The following is a 25,510-nucleotide window of genomic DNA, read 5'->3' as shown; positions in this document are numbered from 1 at the left end:
GGCTCAGACGGCCGGCGGCGGGGGAGTGGGCGCGGAGTCCGGGGTTCCGTCGGTCGTCGCGGCCGCCAAGGGGGCGGACGTGTCGGATCCGGGCACGACAGGCGTGGAGCCGACGGACCCGGATGCGGCAGGCGCGGGAGGCGCAGGCGCCGACGTGGGTGCCGCGTCCTGCGGGCGGACCGCCGGGGCGGACTGGCCGCGCTGGCCGAGCGCGCCTCCGATGCCCTTCAGCGCCTCGGTGAGCTCGCTCGGGATGACCCAGAGCTTGTTCGCGCTGCCCTCGGCGATCTTGGGGAGTGTCTGGAGGTACTGGTAGGCGAGGAGCTCGCTGTCGGGGCGGCCCTCGTGGATGGCGTGGAAGACGGTGGTGATCGCCTTGGCCTCACCCTCGGCCCGCAGGACCGCCGCCTTCGCCTGGCCCTCCGCAGCGAGGATCGCGGCCTGGCGCTGACCTTCGGCGTTCAGGATCTGGGACTGCTTGGTGCCCTCGGCGGTGAGGATCACGGCTCGACGGTCGCGCTCGGCGCGCATCTGCTTCTCCATCGAGTCCTGGATGGAGAGGGGCGGGTCGATGGCCTTGAGCTCCACGCGTCCGACGCGGATGCCCCACTTGCCGGTCGCCTCGTCGAGGACGATGCGCAGCTGCCCGTTGATGTTGTCGCGGGAGGTCAGCGCCTCCTCGAGGTTCAGGCCGCCGACGACGTTGCGGAGCGTGGTGGTGGTCAGCTGCTCGACCGCGCCGAGGTAGTTGGCGATCTCGTAGGTCGCCGCGCGGGCGTCCGTCACCTGGAAGTAGACGACCGTGTCGATCGAGACGACGAGGTTGTCCTCCGTGATCACGGGCTGGGGCGGGAACGAGACGACCTGCTCGCGCAGATCGATCAGCGGGCGGACCCGGTCGATGAACGGCACGACGAGATTGAGGCCCGGCAGCAGGGTCTTGTGGTACTTGCCGAGGCGCTCCACGACCCCGGCGGTGGCCTGGGGGATGATGCGGACCGCTCGGAAGAGGACGACCAGGGCGAAGAGGACGACGGCGGCGACGACGACGATCGTCACGACGGAGGACGGTGTCACGGTGTGCTCCTTTCGGCGGGGACGACGACCGCGGTCGCGCCCTCGATGGCGGTGACGACGACTCTCTCGCCGACTCCGAGTGTGCGGTCCTCGACGAGCGGGGACAGGCGGACGGTCCAGGTCTCGCCGTTGGCGAGCTTGACCTGGCGGGCTCCGGGGCCGGCGAGGACGACGCTGCCGGAGAGCCCGAGGAGAGCGTCCGCTCCGCTGGGGGTGGGATCGCCGCCCCGTTTCAGCAGCCGCAGCAGCGGCGGCCGGACGGTGAACAGCAGGAGGGCGGCGAGGACGGCCGCGACGGGGACCTGGACCCAGAAGGGAGCCCCGACCAGCCCGGTCAGCAGTCCGCCGATGCTGCCGACGGCGAGCATCAGGAACGTGAACTCGAGAGTGATCATCTCGACGATCACGAAGATGAGGATCAGCGCGAGCCAGAGGATCCACGCGTACTGGATGACAGCGTCCATGCTGTGTGCTCCTTCCCCTCGACGAGCATTCCCAGGCTATCAACGCCCCCCGGACGAGGGCTGGGAGAGGGGTGCGCCGACGGTCTCGAGGCCCTTGGTAGACTCCTCCGTCGGGCCGTGGCCCGTCATCGTGCCCGATCCGGTCTCCGAGCCGGCGTTCTGGAGGAATACCCGTGTCCAATCCCCTCGCCCCCGGCTCCTTCGACGGCAAGCGCGCTCTCGTCACCGGGTCGTCCCGCGGCATCGGCGCCGACACGGTCCGCTACCTGGCCGAGGCCGGAGCCCGCGTCGTCGTCAACTACCGCTCGAAGGCGCCGCGCGCCGACAAGCTCGTCGCGCAGATCGTCGAGGCCGGCGGCACCGCCATCGCCGTCGGCGCCGATCTCACCGACGCCGACTCGCGCGCCGAGCTCTTCTCCCGCATCGAGAAGGAGTACGGAGGACTGGACGTGCTCGTCCTGAACGCCTCCGGCGGCATGGAGAGCAACATGGGGGAGGACTACGCGATGGTCCTCAACCGCGACTCGCAGGTCGCCGTGCTCGACGCGGCGCTGCCGCTGCTCTCCGAGGGCTCCCGTGTCGTGTTCGTCACGAGCCACCAGGCGCACTTCATCCGGACCACGCCCACGATGCCCGAGTACGAGCCCGTCGCGCTCTCCAAGCGCGCCGGCGAGGACGCCCTGCGCGAGCGGATCGGTGAGCTCGCCGAGCGCGGGATCGAGTTCGTCGTCGTCTCGGGCGACATGATCGAGGGCACCATCACCGCGACCCTGCTGGAGCGCGCGAACCCGGGCGCGATCAGCTCGCGTCGCGAGTCGGCCGGCAAGCTCTACAACGTGCAGGAGTTCGCGGCCGAGGTCGCTCTGGCGGCCGTCGAGCCGATCCCCGCGGACAATACCCGCCTCGTCGGCGACATCTCCGACTTCGCCTGATCCTCACCAGGGGCTGACGCCGGCGCACGGGTCTGCGCTCCTCGACGGATGGCCCCGGTGGACGGCAATGGACCGGCATCGGGGGAGTCCGACGCCGTCGTGGGCGCAGTCCGTCCGCCGGCGGACGCCGGCCGGCGTGAGCATCCTTCTCGATGCCGTCGCGGTGATGGTGAACCGGCGGGAGCGCTCGCAGGAACGCCGACGCGCGTTGCGGCGGGCGCCCGAGAGGATCGAGGCGACGGCGGCGTCCGCGGCACGATGACCGTCGATCCGCAGCTGCGGCTGGTCACGCGCTTCGACACTTCGACCGAGACGTGCTGGTACGAGGACGTCGAGCCGTGGGTGGAGCATTCGCCGATCCGCTGATGACGTGCCGGACCGTCGGGCGGCCTCAGTCCCGGTCCGTCCGGCCCTTCCGCCGTTATCCGATAATGCACATTATGTCAGTTCGACCGAAGCCCCGGTCGGCAGGATGGCGATCGGCTCCCCTCAATGCTCCTGCGACAGGACGTCATCGATCGCCGCCGCACTCCGATGGCAGACCGGGCGCTTCGACGGTGAGGCCTCGGATCACCGCGGCGACGACCAGGCGCTGCGTGAGTTCGGCGCTGGTGTCCACGGGCCACTGGCTCACCGACCCGACGTGCGCCGCGACGACGGCCTTCGCCAGGACGGCGGACTCGACGGCGGGGACGCGGCCGTGCACGGCGGCGAGGGCGGCGAAGCGCTCGCCCAGCTCGCGCGAGACGCGGTCGTCGTCGATCATCATCCGCTCGGCGAACTCCGGGTCCGCGGCAGCGCGTGCCAGGAGCACCGACCGCAGGGAGAACCACTCGCGGCTGGACGGGAGCGCGTCGAGGAGGGAGCGTACGGCGCCGTCGAGGGTCGCCGCGCGGTGCTCCTCCTGCAGCTGGACGTCGAGGGCCTCCTGCAGGCTCCCCCACACTCTCGCGGCCTGCTCCTCGTGGAGTGCGAGGAAGAGCTGGTCGACACCGGCGAAGTTCGAGTAGAACGCGCCGCGGGTGAAGCCCGCCTGCGCGCAGATGTCCTCGACGCGCTGGCCGATGGTGCCCGTGCTCTCGAAGAGCTCGGCGGCCGCGGCGAGGAGACGTCGTCGCGTCTCGCTCCTCCGCCGGACCGGAGCCTGCTCGCCTGTGACCACGCCCCCAGCCTATTCGGATCCTTGCGCTGGATGGGCCTTTTCAGTACGTTTCGTTTCCAATGCATACCGTATCGAGAACTGGAACGCCCGAACCTCGACGGCGACGGTCCCGGTGGCTGCCGACCGCGACCGTCGTGCTCATCGGGGCGGTCCTCGCCTGGCTGAACCGGGTGGAGTGGTGGGGGTGGCTCGTCGTCGCGGCGGCCGCGGTCCTGATCGCGGCCGTCTCGCGGAGATGGCGGCACCGGCACTGGATGCTGCGTACGGCGGCCTGGGTCGCGTCCGCAGGGCTCATCGGAGCCGTCGCCCTCGCCGCGGGTCCTCTCCCAGCGACGCGGACGCTCGCCGGTCCGCACAGCGCCCCGGTCATGACCCGGCAGGGCGACGTCGTCGGTGTGCACGACGCCGCGGCCGGGGTCGACGCCTTCGCGGGGATCCCCTACGCCGCTCCCCCGGTCGGCCCGCTGCGTTGGGAGGCGCCCCGCCCGGCCCCGCAGCGGTCGGCGACCCTCGTGGCCGACGACTTCGGCCCCTCCGCCGTTCAGCCGGAGCCGACGTTCCTCTCCCGAGCGGCGACCCGCGTGCTCGACCTGCCGCTGGAGGAGACGCTCCTCGGCGGGTACGCGACGGACGAGGACAGCCTCCGCCTGAACATCTGGACGCCGGCCGGCGGGGCGGGCGACTCCAGCCCGGTCCTCGTCTACCTCCACGGCGGCGCGTTCGTCTCGGGGTCCGGCGCCCTCCCCGCCTACGACGGCGCGGCGCTCGCCTCCCGGGGCGCGGTGGTCGTCACCGTCGCCTACCGTCTGGGCGTCCTCGGTTTCCTCGCCGGTGATGTGCTCGGCGGCGGCACCCCGGGGAATCAGGGACTGCTCGACCAGGTCGCCGCTCTGCAGTGGGTGCAGGACAACATCGCCGCTTTCGGCGGGGACCCGGGGCGGGTGACGGTCGCCGGCCAGTCCGCCGGCTCCGGCAGCGCCTGCATCCTCGGGGCCTCGCCCCTCGCGGCCGGCCTCCTCCACGGGATCATCGGGGAGAGCGGAGGATGCCTGGGGTCGGCGGGAGACCGCGAGGCCGGCGACCTCTACGACGACGCCGCCACCGCACGGGAGGCGGCTGCGCGCCTGAGCGAGGCCCTCGGCGGGGCGAGCCTCGCCGAGATGAGAGCCCTGCCGGCCGAGCGCGTCGTCGCGGCCGCCGCGGGCCTCTCGCAGCACTGGTGGCCCTCGATCGACGGCGTCGTCCTCCCCGACACGCCGCTCGCCGTCTACGAGGCCGGTCGGCAGAACGACGTCCCCCTCCTGCTCGGCAGCAACTCCGACGAGACCTCGCTCGATCTGCTGGGAGGCGTCGACCCGGATCCGAACGCCTACGAGCAGGAGGTGCGCCGGGAGCACGGAGACGACGCGGACCGATTCCTCGCGCTGTACCCGGGTGCCGTCGAGGACCAGGTCGTCGACTCCCGGCTGCGCGCCGGCAGCGACCGGACGATGACCGCCCCGATGCGGCTCTGGGCGCTGACGGCCGCCCGGACCGGGCGGGCGGGCGTCCACGCCTACATCTTCACGCGCACTCCCCCGGAGAGCGGACTCGAGCGGTTCGGCGCGTACCACGGCGCCGAGGTGATGTACGCGTACGGGAACCTCGGGGCGGACGGCGACGCCGACTACACGGACGTCGACCGCCGGCTCGAGCAGGAGATGACCGCGCGCTGGCTCGCATTCGTCTCCCACGGCGATCCGGACGCCGCCGGCCGCGAGCGGTGGCCGGCCGTCCAGGAGGATCCGGACAGCGTGCTCGAGTTCGGCGACGTCGTCCGGGTCGCCGAACGCCCGTCCCCCGACGCGGTCGACTTCTGGCTCGAGGGGACGGGCTGACGCGGGGGAGCTCCTCGCGGCGGAACCTCCGGACAGCGGGGAGCCTTCGCTCAGAGCTGCCCGACGAGGTGCGCCTGCCGACCGTCGCGCGCGAAGACCGGGATGACGGCCAGGGGCGCGTCGGCGACGATCCACTGCCCGCCCTCGTGCTCGGCGCCCGTCGAGAGCTCCGTCCACCGCGCCCCGGCGGGCAGGTAGACCCGACGGGAGACGGCTCCGGCGTGCGTGACCGGAGCCACGAGCAGGTCCGAGCCGAAGAGGTACTGGTCGGCCAGATCCCAGGCCTCCGGGTCCCCCGGGAACTCGTGGAACACCGCTCGCAGCACCGGCTGGCCCAGCTCGTGCGCCTCCCGCATCGCCGCGCGCGTGTACGGGCGCAGGGTCTCGCGAAGATGCAGCAGGCGGGTGAGGATCGGCGTGGCCTCCTCGCCGAAGCTCCACACCTCGTTCCCGGCTCCGGTCGCGGCGCGGCGGCTCCCGTCGGCGGCCGTGACCGGGGCCGACGGCGCGCGGTCGCCGTGCAAGCGCATCACGGGGCTGAACGCGCCGAACTGGAACCAGCGCACGAGGAGCTCACGGAACTCCGGATCCGACGGGTCTCCCCCGGCGAATCCTCCGATGTCGGTCGTGAACCACGGGATCCCCGCGACGCCCATGTGGATGCCGGCCGTGATCTGGTGGCGCAGGTCCGCGAAGGTCGAGTGGATGTCGCCCGACCACACGAGCGCGCCGTAGCGCTGACTGCCCGCCCACGCGGTGCGGACGAGGTTGACGATCGCGGTCTCCCCGCCCTCGCTCTGCCCCTCGAAGAAGCCGCGGGAGAACGCCTGCGGGTAGAGGTTGCCGACCTGGACGGCGGGGCCGGCGGCGTAGCGGTAGTTGTCGAAGTCGTAGACGCCGTACTCGGGCTCGGCCTCGTCGAGCCAGAAGAGCCGGATCCCGTGCTCGCCGTAGTTGCGCCGGCACGCCTCCCAGACGAACCTCCGGGCGGCGGGGCTCGTCGCGTCGTAGAACGCGCTCGGACCCTCGAACTGCATGTGCAGGTCCAGGCCCCGCTCGGCCTTGACGAGGAGGTTCCCCTTCTTCATCGCGATGTAGTTCTCGGACTCGACCGACACCTGCGGCCAGACCGAGACCATCAGCTCGATCCCGAGCTCGCGCAGCTCGGCGACCATGGCGGACGGATCCGGCCAGAACTCCTCCTCGAAGCGGAAGTCGCCCATGTGCGGCCAGTGGAAGAAGTCGGCCACGATGACGTCCATCGGCAGGCCGCGGCGCCGGTGCTCGCGGGCGACCTCGAGCAGCTGCTCCTGGTTCCAGTAGCGCAGCTTGCACTGCCAGAAGCCGAGGCCGTGCTCGGGCATCATTGGGACGTGCCCGGTCGCGTCGGCGTAGACCCGGGTGATGTCGGCCGGGGTCTCCCCCGCGGTCACCCAGTAGTCGAGCTGCTGGGAGGACTCGGCGGACCACTCCGTGCGGTTGGCTGCGAAAGTCGCGCGGCCGATCGCGGGGTTGTGCCAGAGGAACCCGTAGCCGCGGCTCGACAGCACGAACGGGACGCTCGACTGCGAGTTGCGGTGCGCGAGCTCGAGCGTGCAGCCCTTCAGATCGAGGATGTCCTGCTGGTACTGCCCCATCCCGTACAGCTTCTCGTCGGGGGACGTCTCGAACAGCGCGGTCAGCCGGAAGTCGCCGCCCAGGTGCGGACGCTGCTCGCGGGCGCGCAGCTTGAGCGCTCCCCCGCTCCCGAGCTCTCGGAAGAGCAGCTCCCCCCGACGGTCGTAGAAGGAGAGGGAGCAGGAGAGCTCGTGGTAGCCGGTCTGGTACCCGTAGCCCTCCTGCTGCTCGAGGACGACGGTGATGCCGCCGGCGCGCAGCGTCGCCCGCGGTCCCTCGATCGAGACCTCCGGCGCGTGGCGCTCGGGGGCGATCAGCGCCCAGTCGGTGTCGAGGACCTCCCCGGACCGGCGGGCGCGGACCCGGACGCTGTCCCTCCCCCACGGCTCGACGACGACGGTCTCGCCGTCGCCGCGCCAGACGAGGCGGTCCCCCTCGAGCGCGAACGCGTCGGTGTCCATGTGCTCCTGCTTCCTCGAGTCGGGCACGGCGCTCAGTCCTTGACCGCGCCGGCGGTGACCCCGGCGGCGACGTAGCGCTGGGCCACGATCAGCAGCACGGCGGCCGGGATGGAGGCGATCACGGCGGTCGCCATGATCCCGTTCCAGTTGGTGGTGGTCGATCCGATGTAGCGGTAGAGGCCGAGGGTGAACGGCACGATGCTGTTGCCCGAGGTGAGCGAGTTCGCGTTGAGGAAGTCGGCCCAGGCGAACAGGAACGAGAACAGGCCCGCGGTCACGATCGAGTTCCGGCTCAGCGGGATGACGATCGAGACGAAGGAGCGCCAGTTGCTCGCACCGTCGATCCGCGCGGCCTCGATCAGCTCGTCGGGGATGCCGAGCATGAAGGCCCGGAGGATGATCACCGCGAACGGCACGGAGGCGGTCGCGTCGGCGAGGATCAGGCCCGGATAGGTGTTGAGCAGCCCCAGCGCGTTGTAGATCGCGAACAGCGCGGTGACCAGGACGATCCCGGGGATCATCTGGGCGAGGAGGAACACGAACATCACGACGCCGGTCCCCCGCACCCGGAACTTCGCCATCGCGAAAGCGGCGGGCAGGGCGATCGCCAGCGTCAGGATCACGCAGCCGATCGAGATCACGAGGCTCGTGATGAGGTTCGGCAGCTGCGTCGAGAACGCCTGCACGTACCCGTCGAGGGTCGGGTCGCCGGGGAACAGGCTCGGCGGGGTCTGGATCAGGTTCTGCGGCTTGGTCAGCGAGACGTTGACCATCCAGTAGAGCGGGAAGAGGAGGAAGCCGCAGAGCACGATCGCGATGACCACGTCGATCCCGCGGCGCAGCCCTGTGGTGTGCCGGTTCATCCGAGGTCCTCCTTGCGCTGGGCGCGGATGTAGATCACGCCGAAGACGAGGGCGACGATCACGAGGATCTGGCCGGCCGCCGCTCCGACTCCGAACTGCAGGTCGGTGAAGGACTGCTCGTAGGCCCACGTCGCCAGGGTGTGCGAGCTGTTGGCCGGGCCTCCCTTGGTGAGGATCCAGATGACGTCGAACACCTTGATCGTGTAGACGAGGCCGAGGAGGAGCGTGACGGAGGTCACCGGTCGCAGCAGCGGCCAGGTGATGCTCCAGAAGGACCGCCAGCGCGAGGCGCCGTCCAGTGCCGCGGCCTCGTAGAGGCTCTCGGGGATGCCCTGCAGGCCTCCGTGCAGCAGCACCATGTTGAACGGGATGCCCAGCCAGATGTTGGCGATGATGACCGCCCACAGCGAGACGGACGGATCGGTCAGCCAGCCGACCGGCGTGCCGATCGCGGCGTTCAGGATGCCGAACTGCTGGTCGAAGATCCAGCGCCAGGCCGTCGCCGAGACGATCAGCGGCAGGAGCCACGGCAGCAGGATGAGGGAGCGGAACGTCGCCGAGAGCGGGAACCGGCGGCTGAAGAACAGCGCCAGGGCCATGCCGATCGTGAACTGGCCCACCAGCGAGACCACGGTGAAGACCACGGTGTGCCAGGCGATGCTCGCGAAGATCGGATCGGTGACGACCGTGACGTAGTTGTCGAAGCCGACGAAGGGGGCGATCCCGGTCACGAAGGACGACGGTCCGAAGTCCTGGAGGCTGAGGACGACGCCGCGGATGATCGGGTAGACGAAGAAGACGGCGAGGAAGATCACCACGGGCGCCATGAAGGCGGCGGCGGCGAGGCGGAGGTGAGAGCGGGGTCGGCGGCGGGCGGGCGGCCTGGTGGCCGCCCCGCCCGCGACCGGCGCCGTGAGCACGGCGGGGTCGGTCATGCGGCCGCTACTTCAGGCTCGCCGCGGCGTCGTCGAGGGCCGCCTGCGGCGTCTTCGAGCCGGTCAGCGACTCCTGGATCGCGGTCCAGAGCGCCTTCGAGGTGTCGGGGTAGGCGACGCCGAGGTCGCTGGTGCGTCCCTGCGCGACCGAGATGGCCTCCACCCACGGCTGGAGCGCGGGGTCCTCGGTCGCCTGTTCGGCGGCCGCGTCGGCGTACGGCATGATGTACGACTGGCCGGCCGCCCAGGCCTTCAGGCTGTCGGGCTGGATGACGCACTGCGCGAACTCCGTGGCGAGGGTCTGCTTCGCGGCGTCGGAGGCGACCACCTCGACGAACTCGCCGCCGAGCGGGCTCGGTGCCGCTCCCCCGTCCTTCGCCGGGATCGGCACGACGCCGTAGTCGATGCCCGCCTCGTCGAGGGCGGAGAGCTGCCAGGTGCCGTTGACCATCATCCCGAGCTTGCCCGCGAGGAACTGGTCGCGGACGTCCTGCTGGTTGGCGTTGACGTTCGCCTGCGAGGCCGAGCCGCTCTTCACCAGGTCGGTCCAGAGCGCGAGCGCCGAGACGGCGTCGTCGGAGGAGATGTCCTCGAGGGTCGCACCGGAGCCCCAGAAGAAGGGCAGGAACTGGAAGGTGCCCTCCTCGGTGCCGACCGCGGAGAAGCCGAGCCCGGTGACGTCGCCCGCGGTGAGGGCCTTCGCGGCGGTGGTCAGCTCGTCCCAGGTCGTCGGCGGAGTGACGCCGGCTGCCTCGAAGAGCGCCTTGTTGTAGAAGAGCGCGAGGGTGTTCGAGCCGATCGACGAGCCGTAGGTCTTCCCGTCCAGCTGGCCGGCGGCGAGCACGTTCGGGAGGACGTCGCTGGTGTCGAGCCCGGAGGCGGCGTTGTCGACGAGCAGGCCGGTGTCGGCGAACTTCGCGACGTTGGGGTTGTCGAGGACGACCAGGTTCGGCGTGGTCTTCGACGCGGCCGACTGCAGGAGCTTGGTGGTGAGGTCGGGGTCGGAGGTGCGCTCGAGGGTGATCCCGGTCGAGGCCTCGCAGCCGGCCAGGAGCTGGCCGTAGGGGGAGGACGCGTCGTACTGGGTGAAGCTGTCCCAGAGGGTGAGCGACTTCGACGAGTCGTCGCCCGCTCCCTGTGCGCTGCACGCGCTGAGGGCGACTCCGGCGATGAGGACGAGGGAGGCGGCGCCTGCGGCTCGTCGGATGCTGTTCTTCACGGTATTCCTCTCTGAATACGGTCGGAACGAGCGGAGCGCTCGCGCCGGGAAGACCCTCCGGGGGCGCCCGCTGGGGCGGTCCGTCCGGAAGTCGTGGCGAGCCTAACCGAGTCGGAGAACCGGTTCAATAGATTTCGGAGAACCGGTTCACCGATCGCCCGGGGAACGCTCCGGACGACCCGGCGACGTCAGCCGCGCGCCCGCCGCCACGAGGGGACGACGCCCCGGCTGGTGCCCGGCGAGAAGGGCGCGGTGGTGCCGAGGTCCACGACCACCGCGGGCAGCAGCTCCGTCACTCCCGGAGTCGCGGTGCCGGCGAGCTCGTCGAGCACCAGGTCGACCGCCCGCGAGACCATCTCGTCGCCGGGCAGGTCCACCACGGTGACCGGCTGGTCGGCGTGCCGCATCACCGCCTCCGGGGCGATGGTCATGATCGAGCAGTCCTCCGGGACGCGCAGGCCCAGGCCACTGAGGCGCTGCAGGAACGGCTCGAGCACGCCCGGCCCGTGAGTGACCACGGCGCTCAGGCCGGGGAGCTGCTCCTGCGCCTGCTCGAACCAGTCGTCGACGTCGTCGGTGCTGGGGATGACGGCGCCCCGCACGCCGCGCAGGCGGCACTGGTCGAGGAAGCCCTCGCGGAACCGCAGGGCGAAGGCGTAGCCGCTCTCGTAGGCGTCGGGGCCCATCCCGAGGACCGCGATCTCGACGTGCCCGAGGTCGGCGAGGTGGTCGACGGCGACCCGCGCCGCGCCGTCGAAGTCGAGGTCGATCGCGCTGAACGGGCTGCCCTCGCCCGGGTAGCCGACCAGCGCGGTCGGCAGGCCGATGCTCGCGAGGACCGGCAGCCGGGGGTCGTCCCGGCGGATGTCCATCACGACGAGCGCATCGGCGAGGACGTCGCGCGCGAGCTCCCCCTCGCCCGTGCCCATCATCAGCAGGTCGAAGCCGCGGGCGCGGGCCGCGTACATCGCCGCCCGCACGAAGCGCATGAAGACGTCGACATCGGTCTGCCGCGACTCCGGATCGACGGAGGCGAAGAAGCCGAGGATGTTCGTGCGCCGCAGCGCCAGGGCCCGCGCCATCGGGTCGGGCCGGTAGCCGAGCCGCTCCACGCTCGCGAGCACGCGCAGGCGGGTCGCCTCCGGGAGCTTCTTGTTGCCGGAGAGCACGTAGGACACCGTGCTGCGGGCCACCCCCGCATCGGCCGCGACGTCGCGAATGGTCACCATGGGCTCAGCGTAGTGAGGGCCCGGCGACGGGAGGGCCCGCCGGCGACTCCCTCGACCGGTGGGCAGCAGCGTGCATACCAGGGCGGTCCGGCCGTCCCGCCGTGGGTGGAGAGCCGTCCGCCGCGAGCCGCGCGACGGCGCCGACGGACGCAGGCCGCGGACGAGCAGTCGGTCACGGTTGCGCGTGTATCGACGGGCACGTACGGTCGTCGGGTACCTCGTCGCGAGCCGCGACGTCGGTGCGGCCGCCACACCGGCCGATCCAGCGGCTCGCGGTCACGGGGGCCCCCCGCACGGAAGACGGACTCCTGCGCTCCAGCACCGGTACTGCGTCCACGACGCAGCAGCTGCTCTCGCACTGACGTCCCCCGTGCCCGCCCCTCAGGGGCGAGGCCCTGCTCCCTCGGAGCCCGGTGGTCGTCGTGCGCCGACACCGACCACTGGAGCACCGTGCCCTCCTCGTCCCGCACCACCCCGCCCGCCGTCGTCCTCCACGACTGCACGTTCGCCTGGCCCGACGGCTCCGTCGTCCTCGACCGCGTCACCGCTGCGTTCGGACGCGGGCGCACCGGTCTCGTCGGCGCGAACGGCGCCGGCAAGTCGACCCTCGTCCGCCTCGTCACCGGCGGCCTCTCCCCCACCGCCGGGAGCGTCTCGACGACGGGACCCGTCGACCTGCTGCCCCAGCGCCTCCGGCGAGGGCCCGACGACACCGTCGCCGATCTCCTCGGGATCCGGCAGCGCCTGGACGCTCTGCACGCGATCCTCCGCGGCGACGCGGATCCGCGGCACTTCGAGGTGCTCGCGGACGACTGGGACCTCGAGGCCCGGGCGCTCGCCGCACTCGGCGACGCCGGTCTCGACCTGGAGGAGGCGGACCTGCTGCGGCCGGTCGCGACCCTCTCCGGAGGGCAGGCCGTCCTCACGGCCGTGACCGGCGTCCGGCTGCGCGGCCGGCCGATCGCCGTGCTCGACGAGCCGACGAACGACCTCGACCGGCGCTCCCGAGGGCTTCTGCTCGACCTGGTCGACCGGTGGCGCGGGACGCTCGTGCTCGTCAGCCACGACCGGGAGCTGCTCGAGCACGTCGACGAGATCGCGGAGCTGCGCGACGGGGCGGTCCGCACCTCCGGCGGGACGTTCTCGGCGTTCGAGGAGCGGCTCGCCCTCGAGCAGGCGGCCGCGGAGCGCGATCTGCGCGACGCCGACCGGCTTCTCCGCGCCGAGCGGCGGCAGCGCATCGAGGCCGAGACGACCATCGCCCGCCGCGCGCGGGCGGGGGCGCGATCGGCGGAGTCGATGCCCGCGATCCTCGCGAACGCGAGGAGAGGACGAGCCGAGGCGACCGCGGGACGGCTGCGCTCCGGGCACGGGGCCGCGGAGGCGCGGGCGCGCGAGCAGGTCGACGCAGCGTCGCGAGCAGTCCGGGACGACGACCGGGTCCGCCTCGACCTGCCGGACCCCGGGGTCGCGGCCGGGCGCCGGCTGGCGGAGGTGACGGTGCGCGGCCGGACGACGGTGCTCCAGGGGCCGGAGCGGATCGCCGTGGTCGGCGCGAACGGGACGGGGAAGACGACCCTGCTCGAGCACCTCGTCGGGGCGCCGGGTGCGCGGGAGCATCCGCTCGCCGGCACCACGGCCCGAGCGCTGACGGAGCGGGTCGGCTGGCTCCCCCAGCGCCGCGAGGGACTCCTCGACGAGGAGGCCACCGTGCGGGAGCACGTCTCCCGGGCCGCGCCGGATCGTCCGGCGGTCGAGCTGCGGAACGCCCTCGCGCGGCTCCTGGTGCGCGGCGACGTGGTCGATCGGAGGATCGCGTCGCTCTCGGGGGGCGAGCGGTTCCGCGTCGCGCTCGCCGGGCTCGTGCTGGCCCAGCCCGCTCCGCAGCTGCTCGTGCTCGACGAGCCGACGAACGATCTCGATCTCGCCACGACCGACCACCTCGTCGACGTTCTCGCCGTCTGGCGGGGCGGCCTGGTCGTCGTCAGCCACGACGAGGCGTTCCTCGACCGGCTCGGACTCCACTCCCGAGTGGTGCTCGACGCGGAGTGACGGCTGGTCCCCCGGCCCCCGGCGGTTCTGGCCTCGACCGGGCCCCTGCCGCCGGGGAGACTGGCCGGGCCCCTCCCGCCCCCAGCGAACGGACCGACGTGCTCACCGGACTCAGCGCCTTCCCCCTCACTCCGCTCCGCGACGACAGCATCGACGAGCGGTCGTTCGCCGCTCTCGTCGAGCGGCTCGCGCGGGCGGGAGTCGACTCGATCGGCGCCCTGGGCTCGACCGGCTCGGCTCCGTACCTGGACCGCGGCGAGCGCCGGCGCGCCGCCGAGATCGCCGTCCGCAGCGCCGGCCCGGTGCCGGTCGTGGTCGGGATCGGGGCGCTGCGCACCTCGCAGGTGCTGGCGCTCGCCGAGGACGCGCAGAGCGCCGGGGCGAGCGCGGTGCTCCTGGCGCCGCTCGGCTACCAGCCGCTGACGGACGAAGACGTGCTCGGGCTCTACGAGGACGTGACGGCTCAGCTCTCGGTGCCGCTCGTCGTGTACGACAACCCCGGGACGACGCGCTTCTCCTTCTCCGACGACCTCTACGGGGCCGTCGCCCGGCTGCCGCAGGTCGCCTCCCTCAAGATCCCCGGCGTGCCGGAGGGACCGGGCGCCGCGGCGGCGCGCGTCCGCGAGATCTGGGCGCGGGTGCCGGAGGGGGTCACTGTCGGGGTCTCGGGGGACGCCGCGGGTGCGCGCGGGCTGCTCGGCGGCTGCGACGCCTGGTACTCGGTGATCGGCGGCCTCTTCCCGCGGACGGCGCTGTCGATCGCCCGGGCGGCGCAGTCGGGCGACGAGGCGGCGGCGATCGCGGGATCGGCGCGCCTGCAGCCCGTCTGGGACCTCTTCGCGGAGCACGGCGGCAGCTACCGCGTGGTCGCGGCGATGGCGGAGCAGCTCGGTCTCGCCGAGGCGCGCTGCCTCCCGCGTCCGGTCCGCGGGCTGGATGCACGGGCGCGGGCCCGGGTCGCGGAGGTCCTGGCGGAGCTGGGGCCTGTGCTGGAGTGATCCGCGGGCGGGTCGGCGGGAGGACGGCTCGGACGGCGTGGTCGTTCCGGACAGCCGGAGGGGCGGGCCGGGGATGTCCCCGACCCGCCCCTCCGGCGGAGCACGCGACCTCAGCAGGCCTTGGACGCGCGGTAGGTGTTGCGTCCCGCCGCCACGAACAGCGCGTCGAGGACTCGGGCCTTGCCCGGCGCCACGGAGTAGCAGCTGCCGTCGAAGTCGGCGATGATGTCGGCCTTGCGCTCGACCGTGCTCGACCCGCAGTTGCGGAAGACGAGAGCGCGCTGGCGCAGGACGCCCTCGGGTCCGAGGGTGGCGCCGGTGGCCACCTCCTGGGCTCCGCACGCGTAGTTCCCGGCGTTCACGTACTGTCCGTTCGCGACCTCGGCCGCGGAGGCGGGCGTCGCGACAGCGACGACGCCGACGGAGGCGATGGCGCCCGTGAGGGCGAGGGTGGCAAGAGTTCGTCGAAGAGTCATGGTCGTTTCTCCTTCTGCTTCTCGGTCCCTTCACGCTGGCACCGGTCCGCCGACGAGCGCGAGGAACCTGGGAGCCTTCACACCGGGGGGCCGGACCGGTGCGGGGAAGTGCTCCCGAACGGGGCGAAAGGGTCGGAACCGGCGGGGCGGACGATCAGGAACGGGCCTCTCCTTCGCCTCCTGAGCGCCTCGATCCGCCGCCGATGCGGTCGCCGAGCCGCCGACCGTTCCGTCCGTGCGGCGTCGTCCCTCCGCCGTCCCGCGACTGGCGCGCATCGACGGGTCGTCCGGCCGGTCCTCCGGCTAGCGTTGCAGGCACACCCCCCGCCGACCCGGACCGCTCCGCCGACCTCGTCGGCCCGCGGTCCCTGCACGAGGAGCCCCCGTGTCCCCCGACGATTCCGCAGGACCCCCCTCTCGAACTCCCGGCCTCCGGCGGCGCACCGTCGTCGGCGGCGCCCTCACGGGTGCTCTCGCTCTGGGCGCGGCGACGCTCCCGGCCGCCTCCGCCGCCGCCTCCCCCGTGCCGGGCCTGCCCGGGGAGAGGACCCGCACGATCAACGTCAGGACGAAGAACCGCGGCGTGCTCTACGACGTCCTCACGGTCTCGATCGCGGGCGACCTCGCGCGGATCTTCGTGCCGCAGACGGTGAAGCCGCGGCAGGCCGCGGCGGTACCGGTGATCTGGTTCATCCACTCCGCGCAGGCCGACCACACCTCGCTGTCCAGCGTCTTCGCGTACCCGGCAGAGCTCGCCGTCGAGCGGGGCGCCATCGCGATCTGCCAGACGCTCGGCGGCACGATCTGGACCAACGACACTGCGCAGAAGCACCAGCGGAACGGCTACGCCTACCTCTCCGGCCAGTTCCCGATCGCCGCGAGCTACCTCTGGGCGATGTCGGCCGGCGGTGCGCTCGCCTGCGAGGACTACGGCGCGCGGGTCTTCCCCGGCATCAACGGCGTCTACCTGGTCAACGGCGTCTACGACCTCCGCGACACCCACGACCGCACGACGCGGGGCCGCTTCTCGATCGGCGGTGCCTTCGGCGGCAGCACCGCTCAGATCGACTCCCACAACCCGAAGCGGCTGCCCGCCTCCGCCTGGGCCGGCGCGAACATCCGCGCGGTGGTGTCCGACACGGCCCACCCGGACCCGAGCGTGCCGCCGGCACTGCACGGGCTCGCCCTCGTGAAGAAGGCGACGGCCACGGCCAGGGAGGCGACCGTCCGGACGCACGCGCTCGGCCACAACGCACCGTCGTGGGTGAACCAGGACGGCATCGATGCGATCTTCCGCTGGCACGCCGGGCTGGCCGCCGCGCCGGCGCCGTCGGCGACGCCGACCCCGACGAAGACCCCCGTCGTCCGCCCGTCCACCGCGGGCCGCTGGGACTTCGACCAGGCGGACGCTCCGTACGCGGGAGGGTCGGGGTCCCCGTTCCGACCCCGCTGAGCGGTCAGGACGCGACGGCGTCCCTCGGGGAGCGCCGACCATCCCGGGCCCGCGGCGGGAGCGCTCGGCCGCAGTGAGACCGGGCCTACGTCCCCTCCGCGGAGCTCCGCGGCGCCCTCTTCCGGACAGGGCCGCTAGAGGACATTGTCAGCGGCGGGACGGCCGTGCCACGGTTCGAGGACGGCCGATGGGGGCCGTCCCGATCGAAGGCAGCACATGCGCTCCAGCACCGTCCCTCGTCCGCCCGCCGTCGAGGACGGCACGTCGCAGCCGCGGGATCCAGGAGCGGCGCGGCGGCTCCGGCGGGGTCTGCTCGGGCTGACCGCGGCCGTCGCGCTCCTCGTCGGCACCGCCGTTCCTCTCGCGGCGGTCGCCGCTCCGTCCGCCCCGGTCCTCGGGGTGGCGGCCTGGGGAAGCAGCACCGACGGGAAGACCACGGTCCCGGCCGGGGTCGAGGGCGTCCTCTCCCTCGCCGCGGGCCGGACCCACAGCCTCGCCGCGAACGGCGACGGCGGGGTCGTCGCCTGGGGCCGCGGGTCGTACGGGCAGACCAGCGTCCCCGACGGTCTCACGGGGGTCGTCGCGGTCTCCGCCGGCGACTACAGCAGCCATGCGCTGAAGAGCGACGGGACCGTCGTCTCCTGGGGCTACGACGGCGACGGGCAGGTCTCGAGGAGTGCCGCGCTGACCGGGATCGTCGCGATCTCGTCCTCCCGCGACAACAGCCTCGCGCTCGGCAACGACGGCACCGTCACGTCGTGGGGCAGCAACGGGCTGGGCGAGGGCCTGGTCCCGGCCGGCCTCGGAGGCGTCACGGCCATCGCCGCGGGCCAGCGCCACAGCCTCGCCGTGTCCGGCGGGAGGGTGATCGCCTGGGGCTGGGACCTCTACGGGCAGACCGACGTCCCCGCGGGGCTCGAGGGCGTGGTGGCCGTCGCGGCGGGAGAGACCCACAGCCTCGCGCTGAAGGAGGACGGCACCGTCGTCGCCTGGGGCGCGAGCTCCGACTCGGTCGTCGTCGACTACGGCCAGACCACGGTGCCGGAAGGCCTGTCCGGGGTCGTGGCGATCGCCGCCGCGTCCGACTACAGCCTCGCGCTGAAGGGCGACGGCACGATCGTCGGCTGGGGCCGGAGCTCGGCCGGGCAGTTGCAGTTCCCCGCCGGCCTCGCCGGCACGACGGCTCTCGCAGCCGGACCCGATCACGTGCTCGCCCGGGGCCCGCGTCCGGTCCTGACGGCGGATGCTCCTCCCGCGTCCGGGCCGCTCGGAGCGGCCGCCTCGTACACCTTCGCGGCCGACCGCCCCGCCTCGTTCGCGGTCGCCTCCGGCTCCCTCCCCGACGGCCTGTTGCTCAGCGCGTCCGGGGTCCTCTCCGGCACGCCGACGACCGCGGGCACGTCCACCTTCGCCGTCTCCGCGCGGAACCCCTTCGGCGCCACCGTCGGGGCCCCGCACACGTTCGCCGTGGCGGAGACGACGGTCGCGCCGACCCTGGCCGGCGACCCGCCCGCCGCGACGGTGGGCACCCCGTACGACTTCGACTACAGCGTGACGGGCACACCGGCGCCGACGGTCTCGCTCGTCTCCGGAACGCTCCCCGCCGGCCTGAGCCTCGATGATCGTGGCGGCCTGACCGGGACGCCGACGACCGCCGGACGCTCCACCTTCACCCTGCGGGCCTCGAGCGCTGCGGGGAGCGCGGAGACCACCAGCACCGTCGTCGTCTCCCCCGCCGCCGCTGCACCGGGGATCTCCGGTACCCCCGGGCCGGGCGTCGTCGGCACCCCCTACGACTTCGGCTACACCGTCTCGGGCTTCCCCGCGCCGTCGGTGGCCGTCTCCTCCGGTGCGCTCCCGTCCGGCCTCACCCTGACTCCGGCCGGGCGCCTGACCGGGACTCCGTCCGCGCCAGGCACCTTCACGTTCACGCTGGCGGCCCGCGCCGGCACCGCCTCCGCGGAGACCACCAGCACCGTCACCGTGTCGTCGCCGACGGTCGCGCCGACCCTCTCCGGGACGGTCGCGGCCGGCGTCGTCGGCTCGGCCTACGACTTCCGCTACGCGGTGAGCGGCACGCCCGCTCCATCGGTCTCCCTGGTCTCCGGCGCACTGCCCGCCGGACTCACCCTCGACGCGACCGGGCGCCTCTCCGGGACGCCGACCACGGCCGGGACCACCACCTTCAGCATCCAGGCCGCGAACTCGGCGGGCACGGCTCGGGCGACGAGCACGCTGACGGTCTCGCCGAAGCAGGTCGCGACGAAGGCCGATCTGCGCGTCGACCTCTCCGGGCCGGCCTCGGCGGTGAAGGGGAGGACGCTCACCTACACCCTCATCACGACGAACGCCGGTCCGGCTGCGTCTGGGTCGGTCTTCTCGCAGGTCGTCCTGCCCGCGGGTGTGCAGTTCGTCTCGGCGACAGGCTCGTACACCAGGGTCGGGAACGTCGTGGGGTTCCAGCGGGCCGGCCTGGCGGACGGGCGGACCGTGTCGGAGAAGATCACGGTGAGGGCGGCCGTCTCGGGCACGGCGACCGCGCTGGCGGCGGCGTTCTCGACGAAGACGCCCGACCCGTCCATCCGCAGCAACGCGGACACGGCGAGCACGACGATCCGCTGACCGCGGGAGCGTGACGGCGGGCGGTCCCTCGCGGGCCGCCCGCCGTTCTCGATGCGGGAGCGTCGAGGTCCGCCGCGTCCGCGCCTCGTCTTCGACCGCTAGCCGGCCCGAGGGCGGTAGAAGCGCACGACCGGGAGGGCAGCCGTCGGAGCCTCGCGCACGACGATCTCGAGGCGCTGGATCAGGGCCGGGACGGTCGGCGTGGTCTCGAGCCGGCACTCGAGCTCTCCGTCGCGGCCCGGCAGGAGGAAGGCCGCCTGCGCCGCGGAGGCGCTCCAGAGCAGCCGCTCCACCAGCGGCCTCGCGGTCGGGTCCTCGGCGAGCCCGCCGATCTCCGCGATCGCCGTGGCGAGGCGGCGGGCGCGCACGTCGGCCGGCACATCGCTCAGCAGGTTTGGGCTGAACAGGGCGCCGCTGCCCGGCTCCCCCGCCCGGGTGAGGTCTCCCGCGACGATCGCGGCCTCGACGGCGGCGGCCGCGGCGAGCGTCCACGGGAGGAGGGTGATGGTCCGCGCCGGAGGAGCGGTGTCCTCGAGGGCGGCGCGGAGGAGTCCCGTCGCGGCGGCGGCGAGCTTCGCCCCGTTCGCGGTCGCGAAGACCACGGCCCCCAGGCCCGACTCCAGATGCCACCGCATGTTCGACTACCAGCCCGGCAGGCCGCCGGAGTGGTGGGCGATCCCGCCGAAGCGGACGTCGTGCTCGACGACGAGGCCGAACCCGTACGCGGAGCCGTCGAGCGTGCTCTCGACGGCGCGAGGGCTCAGCGCGGGGACCGGCGTCCAGCCGCGCTGCATCTCGCGGCGGGAGGCACGGCTCAGCACCGGGTCGTCGTCCGCGCCGTCCTCGCCCTCGAACGCGGAGGAGAGCCAGCCGCTCCAGCGGGCGATGTCGCCGACCGTGCTGAACATGCTCGCGGCGCAGGCGCCCGCTCCGGTGCCGGTCACGGGGCGGGGCACCCAGGTCGCTCCGTCGTCGAAGGTGCTGAAGCCGGCCGCCAGGTCGGTGCCGTCGGGGTAGTCGCCGCTGTCGTAGCGGGTGTCGTGGAGGCCGAGCGGCTCGAGGATCGTCCGCGTCGCGAAGGACGGGAAGTCCTCCCCGGTCACGTTCTCGACGAGCACGCCGAGCAGCCAGAAGCCGATGTTCGAGTACTGGTAGACCTCACCCGGCCGCTCCGTGAAGGTCAGCCCGCGGCCGACGACCTCGAGGAACTCCTCCCGCGTCAGAGCCATGACGTCGTCGGCCCAGCCGTTGTCCTCCGGGAGACCCGAGCAGTTGCTGAGGAGCATCCTGACCGTCACGGGCAGCGGTCGGCCCGCGGAGTCGAGCGGGTCGGTGAACTCCGGCACGTGGTCGGCGACGCGGTCGTCGAGGCGGAGCAGCCCGCGGTCGCGCAGGATCAGCACCGCCGCCGCCTCGAAGCTCTTCGACATGGAGGCGATGCGGTGCACGGTCCCGGGCCCGGGAGCGGCCCCGTCGAGGCGGTGCTCGCCGCGGCCGTGGTGGACAAGGAGCCCGCTGCGGTCGAACAGGGCCCAGCTCACCGAGGGGGCCGGCGGCGCCTTCTCGTCGAACCACCGGGCCAGCCGGTCCTGGAGCGGCGGGGAGAGGAGCGTCGGCGGAGGGAGCGTCATGCCCTCATCCTCCCGCACGCGGCACAGGCCGCCGCGGTCCCGCGGGTCACCGCGGGAGGACGCCGTCGGGGCTCAGCCAGTCCGGGCGGCTCCCCTCGACCGCGTCCAGGACGTCCTCCTGCGTGCCGGTAGCTGTTCTCCGCGGCGACGATGATCCGGTCGTCGACGGGAGCGGAGGGACCCGCCGTGCATCCGGCGAGCATCCCGATCAGCAGCACTTCCCCGGCGATGCGCGCCCGTCCGCTCACCGTCGAGCGTCGCGGCGACGGCCGCTCCGGCGGGCTGACGGGTCCCGGCGAGAGCCCGGAGCGACCGCCGTCACCTGCGAGCCGGACGAGGAACTTCTCAGGTCCTCTTGCGTGTCGCAGGCGCGGAACCTAGTTTTGTCGAACCGGTTCGAAGCACTGTTGCTCCGACCTCGGACCGACGCCCGCCGTCGTCCGGCCGGCTGTCCCCACAGAAAGTGACCAGCGTGACAACGATGTCCTCCCCGAGGCGCGGCACCCGCTCCCTCGCCCTCGCGCTGAGTGCCGCGACACTCGCCGCCCTCGCCGTCGCTCTCCCGAGCGCCGAGTCCGCCTCCGCGGCCGACACCTCCGTCCCCGCCGACGCGCTCATCCTCCAGTACGACTTCGAGCAGGGGCAGGTGTCCGGATCCACGGTCGCCGACCTCTCGTCGAAGAAGCTCGACGGCACCGTCGTCAACAGCGCGAGAGCGACGTACGTCGCGGGTCGGAAGGCCGGTACGACCGCGATCGACCTTCCCGGGGGCGCGGCGGACTCGACCTCCGCGCCGTACCTGACCGTGCCGAACGGGCTCTTCCAGGGCGTGACGCAGACCACCGTCTCCGCCTGGACGAAGTGGTCCGGCACCGGAGGCTTCCAGTGGCTGTGGTGCCTGGGCATCAGCCCCGACGCCGCGTCGGCCTTCGCTCCGTCGTTCGACGGCGGCAGCGCCCGCGCGATCATCAAGCAGCTGAAGGACGGCGGCGAGACCGGTGTCTCCAGCTCCTCGCCGCTGCAGAAGGACCAGTGGGTCAACGTCACCGCGACGATGGACGGCACGACCGTGACCCTGTACCTCAACGGTCTGCAGGTCGCGACGGCTCCCGCCTCCGTCGATCTCGCGAAGCAGCTCTACTCCGCCTCCGCCTCCAAGAGCGGCAACATCGGCCGGGCGCTCTGGAACGTGCACCCCTACTTCGATGGAGCGATCGACGACTTCCGCGTCTACGACCGGGCTCTGACCGCCGCTCAGGTCCGGGGTCTGGCGGGGGACGCCGCGCCGGCCGTCACCGGCGTTCTCTCGACGAGCGTCGCGGTCACCACCGGCATCGGCGTCGCGCCGGCCCTGCCGGGGGTCCCCGCCACCTACTCCGACGGCGTGAACCGCGACGCCCCGGTCACCTGGGAGAGCGTCCCCGCCTCCGCGTACGCGAAGCGCGGCACCTTCACCGTGAAGGGCACCGTCACCGGCCTCGGCACCGCGGTCACGGCGACCGTCACGGTGCGCGCACTCGACGAGATGACCATCGACCTCGGCACGAGCACCGGGGAGTTCATGGGCGGCGCGTCCGGCACCCTCTACGGGGTCTACGGCGAGGGCCTCCCCTCCGACAACCTCCTCGAGGGGATCGACCTGCGCACGGTCTCGACCAAGGCGCAGGACGGGCCGCAGCATCCGGGCGCCGACGCGCTCAGCGTCGCGAAGGCCGTCGCCGACACCTCGGACGGCGACACCTACATCTACATGACGGACATCTACCGCGGCTTCCCCTACGAGTGGCCGGGCAGCACTCCCCAGGAGAAGCTGGCCGACTACCAGGCGAAGATCGCCACGCAGGTCGACCAGGTGCTCGCGCTCCCCGAGGAGTACCAGGACAACATCGTGTTCGTGCCGTTCAACGAGCCCGAGGGCAACATGTTCGGCAACGGGAAGTGGAGCTACGACGGGAAGAGCTGGCTGGAGGACCCGACCGCGTTCTTCGCGGCCTGGGACAGCACCTACGCGCTGATCCGCGACAGGATGCCCGACGCCCGCATCGCCGGACCGAACACCAGCGTCCTCTACGACCAGGTCCGCGGGTTCATGACCCACACGCTCGAGCAGGACACCGTCCCCGACGTGATGACCTGGCACGAGCTGAGCGCCCCGGGTGAGATCCGCACCAACGTCGACCGCTTCCGGGCCTGGGAGGACGAGCTGTACGCGGGCACGTCCTACGCCGGGAAGCACCTGCCGGTGAACCTCAACGAGTACGCCTTCAACTACCACACCTCCGTGCCCGGCCAGATGGTCCAGTGGATCAGCGCGCTCGAGGACAAGAAGGTCGACGGCGACATCGCCTACTGGAACATCGACGGCAACCTCTCCGACTCCGCGGTGCAGGCCAACCGCGCCAACGGCCAGTGGTGGCTCCTCAACGCCTACGCCTCGATGACCGGCGACACCGTCGCGGTCACGCCGCCCAAGCCCGGCCAGAGCTACACCCTCCAGGGCGTCGCGACCCTCGACACCGCGGCCAAGCAGGCGAGAGCCCTCTTCGGAGGCGTCGGCGGCTCGCAGAAGGTCGCGTTCGAGCGCATCCCGGCCGCCACCTTCGGCTCGAAGGTCCACGTGGAGGTCAGCGAGATCCGCTGGACCGGCCAGGTCGGCGACTCGGGAGCCCCGCAGACGGTCAAGGAGTTCGACGCGTCCGTCGTGGACGGCGCCCTCTCGCTGGACTTCGGCGGATCCCTCCCCGCGCTCGACATCGACTCCGCCTACGAAGTCGTCCTGACCCCGGGCGCCAACGCGTCGTCGCCGTCCGCCTCGCCCGTCGACTTCCGCCAGAAGTACGAGGCCGAGGACGCCCGCTACACCGGATCGCGGAACCTCAACGGACCCGAGGGCTCGCCGACCAACGTCGGCGGCTTCTACACCTCGGGCGGACGCAACGTGGGCGGGATCCGCACCGGCGGTGACCTGAAGCTCGACTTCGCGGTCACCGTCCCGAAGGACGGCGAGTACGACCTCAGCGTCTTCGCCAACTCCCTCAACACCTACGCCGCCAACGCCCAGCAGGGTCCGATCAACGCGTTCCTGAGCGTCGACGGCGCTGCGGAGCAGGAGATCCTCCTTCCGCTGGCCTACAAGTTCGTGGTCTGGGACCACGCGGACACGAAGGTGAAGCTGACCGCCGGCACCCACACGATCTCGCTCGCCGCGAAGAACCTCGCCGGCACGAAGTCGACCGTGGGCGACGCGATCGTCGACAAGATCGAGCTCTCCCTCCCCAGCGCGGCCGCCGCGACCTCGATCCACGAGGCCGAGACCGGCACGCTCGAGAACGGCGCGACGGCCGACTACTCCCGCGCCGGGGTCTCCGGATCGGGCACGGCGACGCTCACCAGCGGCGCCTCCACCACCGTCTGGGGCTACTCCGCGAAGGACGCGCCGTCCTCCGTGACGGTGGACACCCTGGGCGGCGGCACCGGCGACCTCTACGTCAACGACGTGAAGGTCGGGCCGGTGGGCGCGAGCTCGACCCGCCAGGTCTTCCTCTCGGGCGGCGTGAACAAGATCGAGGTCGTCGGCACGAGCGGCACGCTCCTCGTCGATCGGATCGTCGTCGGAGCGAGCGCGAACCCGCCCTCGACGACGAGCTACGAGGCGGAGGCGGCCACGATCACCGGCCCCGCCACGGTCCGCGACCTGTCCTTCGCGTCGGGCGGCAAGGCCGTCGGGAACATCGGCGGCGGACGCGACGGCGACTCGACCCTGACCTTCGGCGACGTGAAGGCCGAGCAGGACGGGACCTACGCGCTCACGCTGCGCTACTCCAACGAGGAGCAGTCCCCCGCGACGCACTACAACCCCGACCCGCTCGCCCGCCACGCGGACATCACGGTCAACGGAGTGACGCAGCGCGTGCTCTTCCCGCACACGTTCCACCAGAACCAGCTGTGGGACCTGAGCGTGCCGGTCACGCTCAGGAAGGGCTCGAACACCATCGCGATCACCTCGAAGGAGCTCCCGGGGTTCGACGGGACGACCTACCTCTCCGACACCTTCCCCGGCGTCCTGCTCACCTCGCAGTACGCGCCCAACATCGACAGGATCTCGGTCACGCCCTTCGTCGGGCGGACCACGGGCCTGACGGTGAGCGGCACGGCGGCCTCGCGCTGCACCGCGGGGAAGGTCACGATCACGGGGACGGCGACCAACACCAGCGCGGTCGCCGCTGACGTCACGATCGGCTCGGCCTGGGGCACGAAGACCTTCACCGGGGTCGCTCCCGGCAAGACGGTCTCGGCCGCCTTCAGCACCCGCGCTGCGAGCGTCGGAGCCGGCGCTCTCGACGTGCGGATCGCGGGGACGGTCGACGGCGCTGCGGCGAGCGGATCCACGGCACCGGCCTACGGTGCGGCGCGCTGCGGCTGATCCGTCGAGAACGCCCTGA

At 72.6% G+C, this 25,510-nt stretch carries 19 protein-coding genes; 8 read left to right on the top strand and 11 right to left on the bottom strand.

All coding sequences use genetic code 11. The features are described 5' to 3' along the window. Positions 1-3 precede the first annotated feature (3 nt). Together C5C69_RS06240 and C5C69_RS06235 are read right to left on the bottom strand one after the other, a co-directional pair. On the bottom strand, positions 4-1,059 hold the full coding sequence (locus C5C69_RS06240) for an SPFH domain-containing protein (RefSeq protein ID WP_374953572.1): 1,056 nt from the start codon (positions 1,057-1,059) through the stop codon (positions 4-6). A 14-nt stretch (positions 1,060-1,073) separates the two neighbouring features. Next, positions 1,074-1,541, bottom strand: coding sequence for an NfeD family protein (locus tag C5C69_RS06235; protein ID WP_104257542.1), 468 nt, complete (start codon positions 1,539-1,541; stop codon positions 1,074-1,076). 173 nt (positions 1,542-1,714) lie between these two features. Between C5C69_RS06235 and C5C69_RS06230 the strand changes: the two genes are divergently transcribed. Both C5C69_RS06230 and C5C69_RS16640 read left to right on the top strand, forming a co-directional pair. Further along, a complete protein-coding gene (locus C5C69_RS06230) occupies positions 1,715-2,473 on the top strand; it encodes an SDR family oxidoreductase (RefSeq protein WP_104222036.1) in 759 nt (252 codons plus the stop codon). A gap of 48 nt (positions 2,474-2,521) precedes the next feature. After that, a complete protein-coding gene (locus C5C69_RS16640; protein ID WP_146083604.1) occupies positions 2,522-2,839 on the top strand; it encodes a hypothetical protein in 318 nt (105 codons plus the stop codon). A gap of 145 nt (positions 2,840-2,984) precedes the next feature. On the opposite strand, the gene C5C69_RS06225 is transcribed toward C5C69_RS16640, so the two are convergent. Continuing rightward, positions 2,985-3,635: a TetR/AcrR family transcriptional regulator gene (locus C5C69_RS06225; RefSeq protein WP_104257541.1), complete on the bottom strand. Its 651-nt coding sequence runs from the start codon at positions 3,633-3,635 to the stop codon at positions 2,985-2,987. A 134-nt stretch (positions 3,636-3,769) separates the two neighbouring features. Between C5C69_RS06225 and C5C69_RS06220 the strand changes: the two genes are divergently transcribed. Then, positions 3,770-5,512: a carboxylesterase/lipase family protein gene (locus C5C69_RS06220; RefSeq protein ID WP_219812346.1), complete on the top strand. Its 1,743-nt coding sequence runs from the start codon at positions 3,770-3,772 to the stop codon at positions 5,510-5,512. Positions 5,513-5,562: 50 nt separating this feature from the next. Here the strand turns inward: C5C69_RS06220 and C5C69_RS06215 are convergent, their stop codons facing one another. The 5 genes from C5C69_RS06215 to C5C69_RS06195 form a co-directional block, all read right to left on the bottom strand. Beyond that, positions 5,563-7,590, bottom strand: a complete 2,028-nt coding sequence (locus C5C69_RS06215; RefSeq protein WP_104257539.1) for a TIM-barrel domain-containing protein — start codon at positions 7,588-7,590, stop codon at positions 5,563-5,565. Between the two features lie 32 nt (positions 7,591-7,622). Continuing rightward, the gene (locus C5C69_RS06210) at positions 7,623-8,453 is read right to left on the bottom strand and encodes a carbohydrate ABC transporter permease (protein WP_104222044.1); all 831 of its coding nucleotides are present in this window, start codon (positions 8,451-8,453) and stop codon (positions 7,623-7,625) included. Beyond that, a complete protein-coding gene (locus C5C69_RS06205; protein WP_104225253.1) occupies positions 8,450-9,388 on the bottom strand; it encodes a carbohydrate ABC transporter permease in 939 nt (312 codons plus the stop codon). The genes C5C69_RS06210 and C5C69_RS06205 overlap by 4 nt, the downstream gene beginning before the upstream one ends. Before the next feature lie 7 nt (positions 9,389-9,395). Further along, positions 9,396-10,607 carry an extracellular solute-binding protein gene (locus tag C5C69_RS06200; protein ID WP_104232593.1) on the bottom strand — a complete coding sequence of 404 codons (1,212 nt, stop codon included), beginning with the start codon at positions 10,605-10,607 and terminating at the stop codon, positions 9,396-9,398. A 188-nt stretch (positions 10,608-10,795) separates the two neighbouring features. Further along, complete coding sequence (locus C5C69_RS06195) at positions 10,796-11,836, bottom strand: LacI family DNA-binding transcriptional regulator (RefSeq protein WP_104222050.1); 1,041 nt, start codon at positions 11,834-11,836, stop codon at positions 10,796-10,798. Positions 11,837-12,286: 450 nt separating this feature from the next. Between C5C69_RS06195 and C5C69_RS06190 the strand changes: the two genes are divergently transcribed. Together C5C69_RS06190 and C5C69_RS06185 are read left to right on the top strand one after the other, a co-directional pair. Then, on the top strand, positions 12,287-13,888 hold the full coding sequence (locus C5C69_RS06190; protein WP_104257538.1) for an ABC-F family ATP-binding cassette domain-containing protein: 1,602 nt from the start codon (positions 12,287-12,289) through the stop codon (positions 13,886-13,888). Positions 13,889-13,986: 98 nt separating this feature from the next. Beyond that, positions 13,987-14,886, top strand: a complete 900-nt coding sequence (locus tag C5C69_RS06185; RefSeq protein ID WP_104257537.1) for a dihydrodipicolinate synthase family protein — start codon at positions 13,987-13,989, stop codon at positions 14,884-14,886. 110 nt (positions 14,887-14,996) lie between these two features. On the opposite strand, the gene C5C69_RS06180 is transcribed toward C5C69_RS06185, so the two are convergent. After that, a complete protein-coding gene (locus tag C5C69_RS06180) occupies positions 14,997-15,362 on the bottom strand; it encodes a hypothetical protein (protein WP_104232590.1) in 366 nt (121 codons plus the stop codon). A gap of 385 nt (positions 15,363-15,747) precedes the next feature. On the opposite strand from C5C69_RS06180, the gene C5C69_RS06175 reads away from it, so the two are divergent. Together C5C69_RS06175 and C5C69_RS06170 are read left to right on the top strand one after the other, a co-directional pair. Continuing rightward, the gene (locus C5C69_RS06175; RefSeq protein ID WP_104257536.1) at positions 15,748-16,815 is read left to right on the top strand and encodes a hypothetical protein; all 1,068 of its coding nucleotides are present in this window, start codon (positions 15,748-15,750) and stop codon (positions 16,813-16,815) included. 216 nt (positions 16,816-17,031) lie between these two features. Beyond that, positions 17,032-19,437, top strand: coding sequence for a putative Ig domain-containing protein (locus C5C69_RS06170; protein WP_104257535.1), 2,406 nt, complete (start codon positions 17,032-17,034; stop codon positions 19,435-19,437). A gap of 98 nt (positions 19,438-19,535) precedes the next feature. On the opposite strand, the gene C5C69_RS06165 is transcribed toward C5C69_RS06170, so the two are convergent. Both C5C69_RS06165 and C5C69_RS06160 read right to left on the bottom strand, forming a co-directional pair. After that, positions 19,536-20,072 (bottom strand): hypothetical protein, encoded by a 537-nt coding sequence (locus C5C69_RS06165; protein WP_146083603.1) that lies wholly within the window; start codon positions 20,070-20,072, stop codon positions 19,536-19,538. 6 nt (positions 20,073-20,078) lie between these two features. After that, a complete protein-coding gene (locus tag C5C69_RS06160) occupies positions 20,079-21,068 on the bottom strand; it encodes a serine hydrolase (protein WP_104257533.1) in 990 nt (329 codons plus the stop codon). A 481-nt stretch (positions 21,069-21,549) separates the two neighbouring features. Here C5C69_RS06160 and C5C69_RS06155 point away from each other — a divergent pair, with 481 nt between their 5' ends. Beyond that, complete coding sequence (locus C5C69_RS06155) at positions 21,550-25,491, top strand: LamG-like jellyroll fold domain-containing protein (protein ID WP_104257532.1); 3,942 nt, start codon at positions 21,550-21,552, stop codon at positions 25,489-25,491. Positions 25,492-25,510: the final 19 nt, after the last annotated feature.

The organism is Rathayibacter sp. AY1C7 (genome assembly GCF_002931865.1).
In the GTDB taxonomy this organism is placed as follows: Bacteria; Actinomycetota; Actinomycetes; order Actinomycetales; family Microbacteriaceae; genus Rathayibacter.
This window is presented reverse-complemented; position numbering and strand designations above follow the sequence as displayed.

Bases quoted from the DNA above. Each gene is read 5' to 3' on its own strand.
- C5C69_RS06235 (WP_104257542.1), bottom strand. From the start codon at position 1,541: ATGGACGCTGTCATCCAGTACGCGTGGATCCTCTGGCTCGCGCTGATC.
- C5C69_RS16640 (WP_146083604.1), top strand. From the start codon at position 2,522: ATGGCCCCGGTGGACGGCAATGGACCGGCATCGGGGGAGTCCGACGCC.
- C5C69_RS06215 (WP_104257539.1), bottom strand. From the start codon at position 7,590: ATGGACACCGACGCGTTCGCGCTCGAGGGGGACCGCCTCGTCTGGCGC.
- C5C69_RS06210 (WP_104222044.1), bottom strand. From the start codon at position 8,453: ATGAACCGGCACACCACAGGGCTGCGCCGCGGGATCGACGTGGTCATC.
- C5C69_RS06205 (WP_104225253.1), bottom strand. From the start codon at position 9,388: ATGACCGACCCCGCCGTGCTCACGGCGCCGGTCGCGGGCGGGGCGGCC.
- C5C69_RS06195 (WP_104222050.1), bottom strand. From the start codon at position 11,836: ATGGTGACCATTCGCGACGTCGCGGCCGATGCGGGGGTGGCCCGCAGC.
- C5C69_RS06180 (WP_104232590.1), bottom strand. From the start codon at position 15,362: ATGACTCTTCGACGAACTCTTGCCACCCTCGCCCTCACGGGCGCCATC.
- C5C69_RS06170 (WP_104257535.1), top strand. From the start codon at position 17,032: ATGCGCTCCAGCACCGTCCCTCGTCCGCCCGCCGTCGAGGACGGCACG.
- C5C69_RS06165 (WP_146083603.1), bottom strand. From the start codon at position 20,072: ATGCGGTGGCATCTGGAGTCGGGCCTGGGGGCCGTGGTCTTCGCGACC.
- C5C69_RS06160 (WP_104257533.1), bottom strand. From the start codon at position 21,068: ATGACGCTCCCTCCGCCGACGCTCCTCTCCCCGCCGCTCCAGGACCGG.
- C5C69_RS06155 (WP_104257532.1), top strand. From the start codon at position 21,550: ATGTCCTCCCCGAGGCGCGGCACCCGCTCCCTCGCCCTCGCGCTGAGT.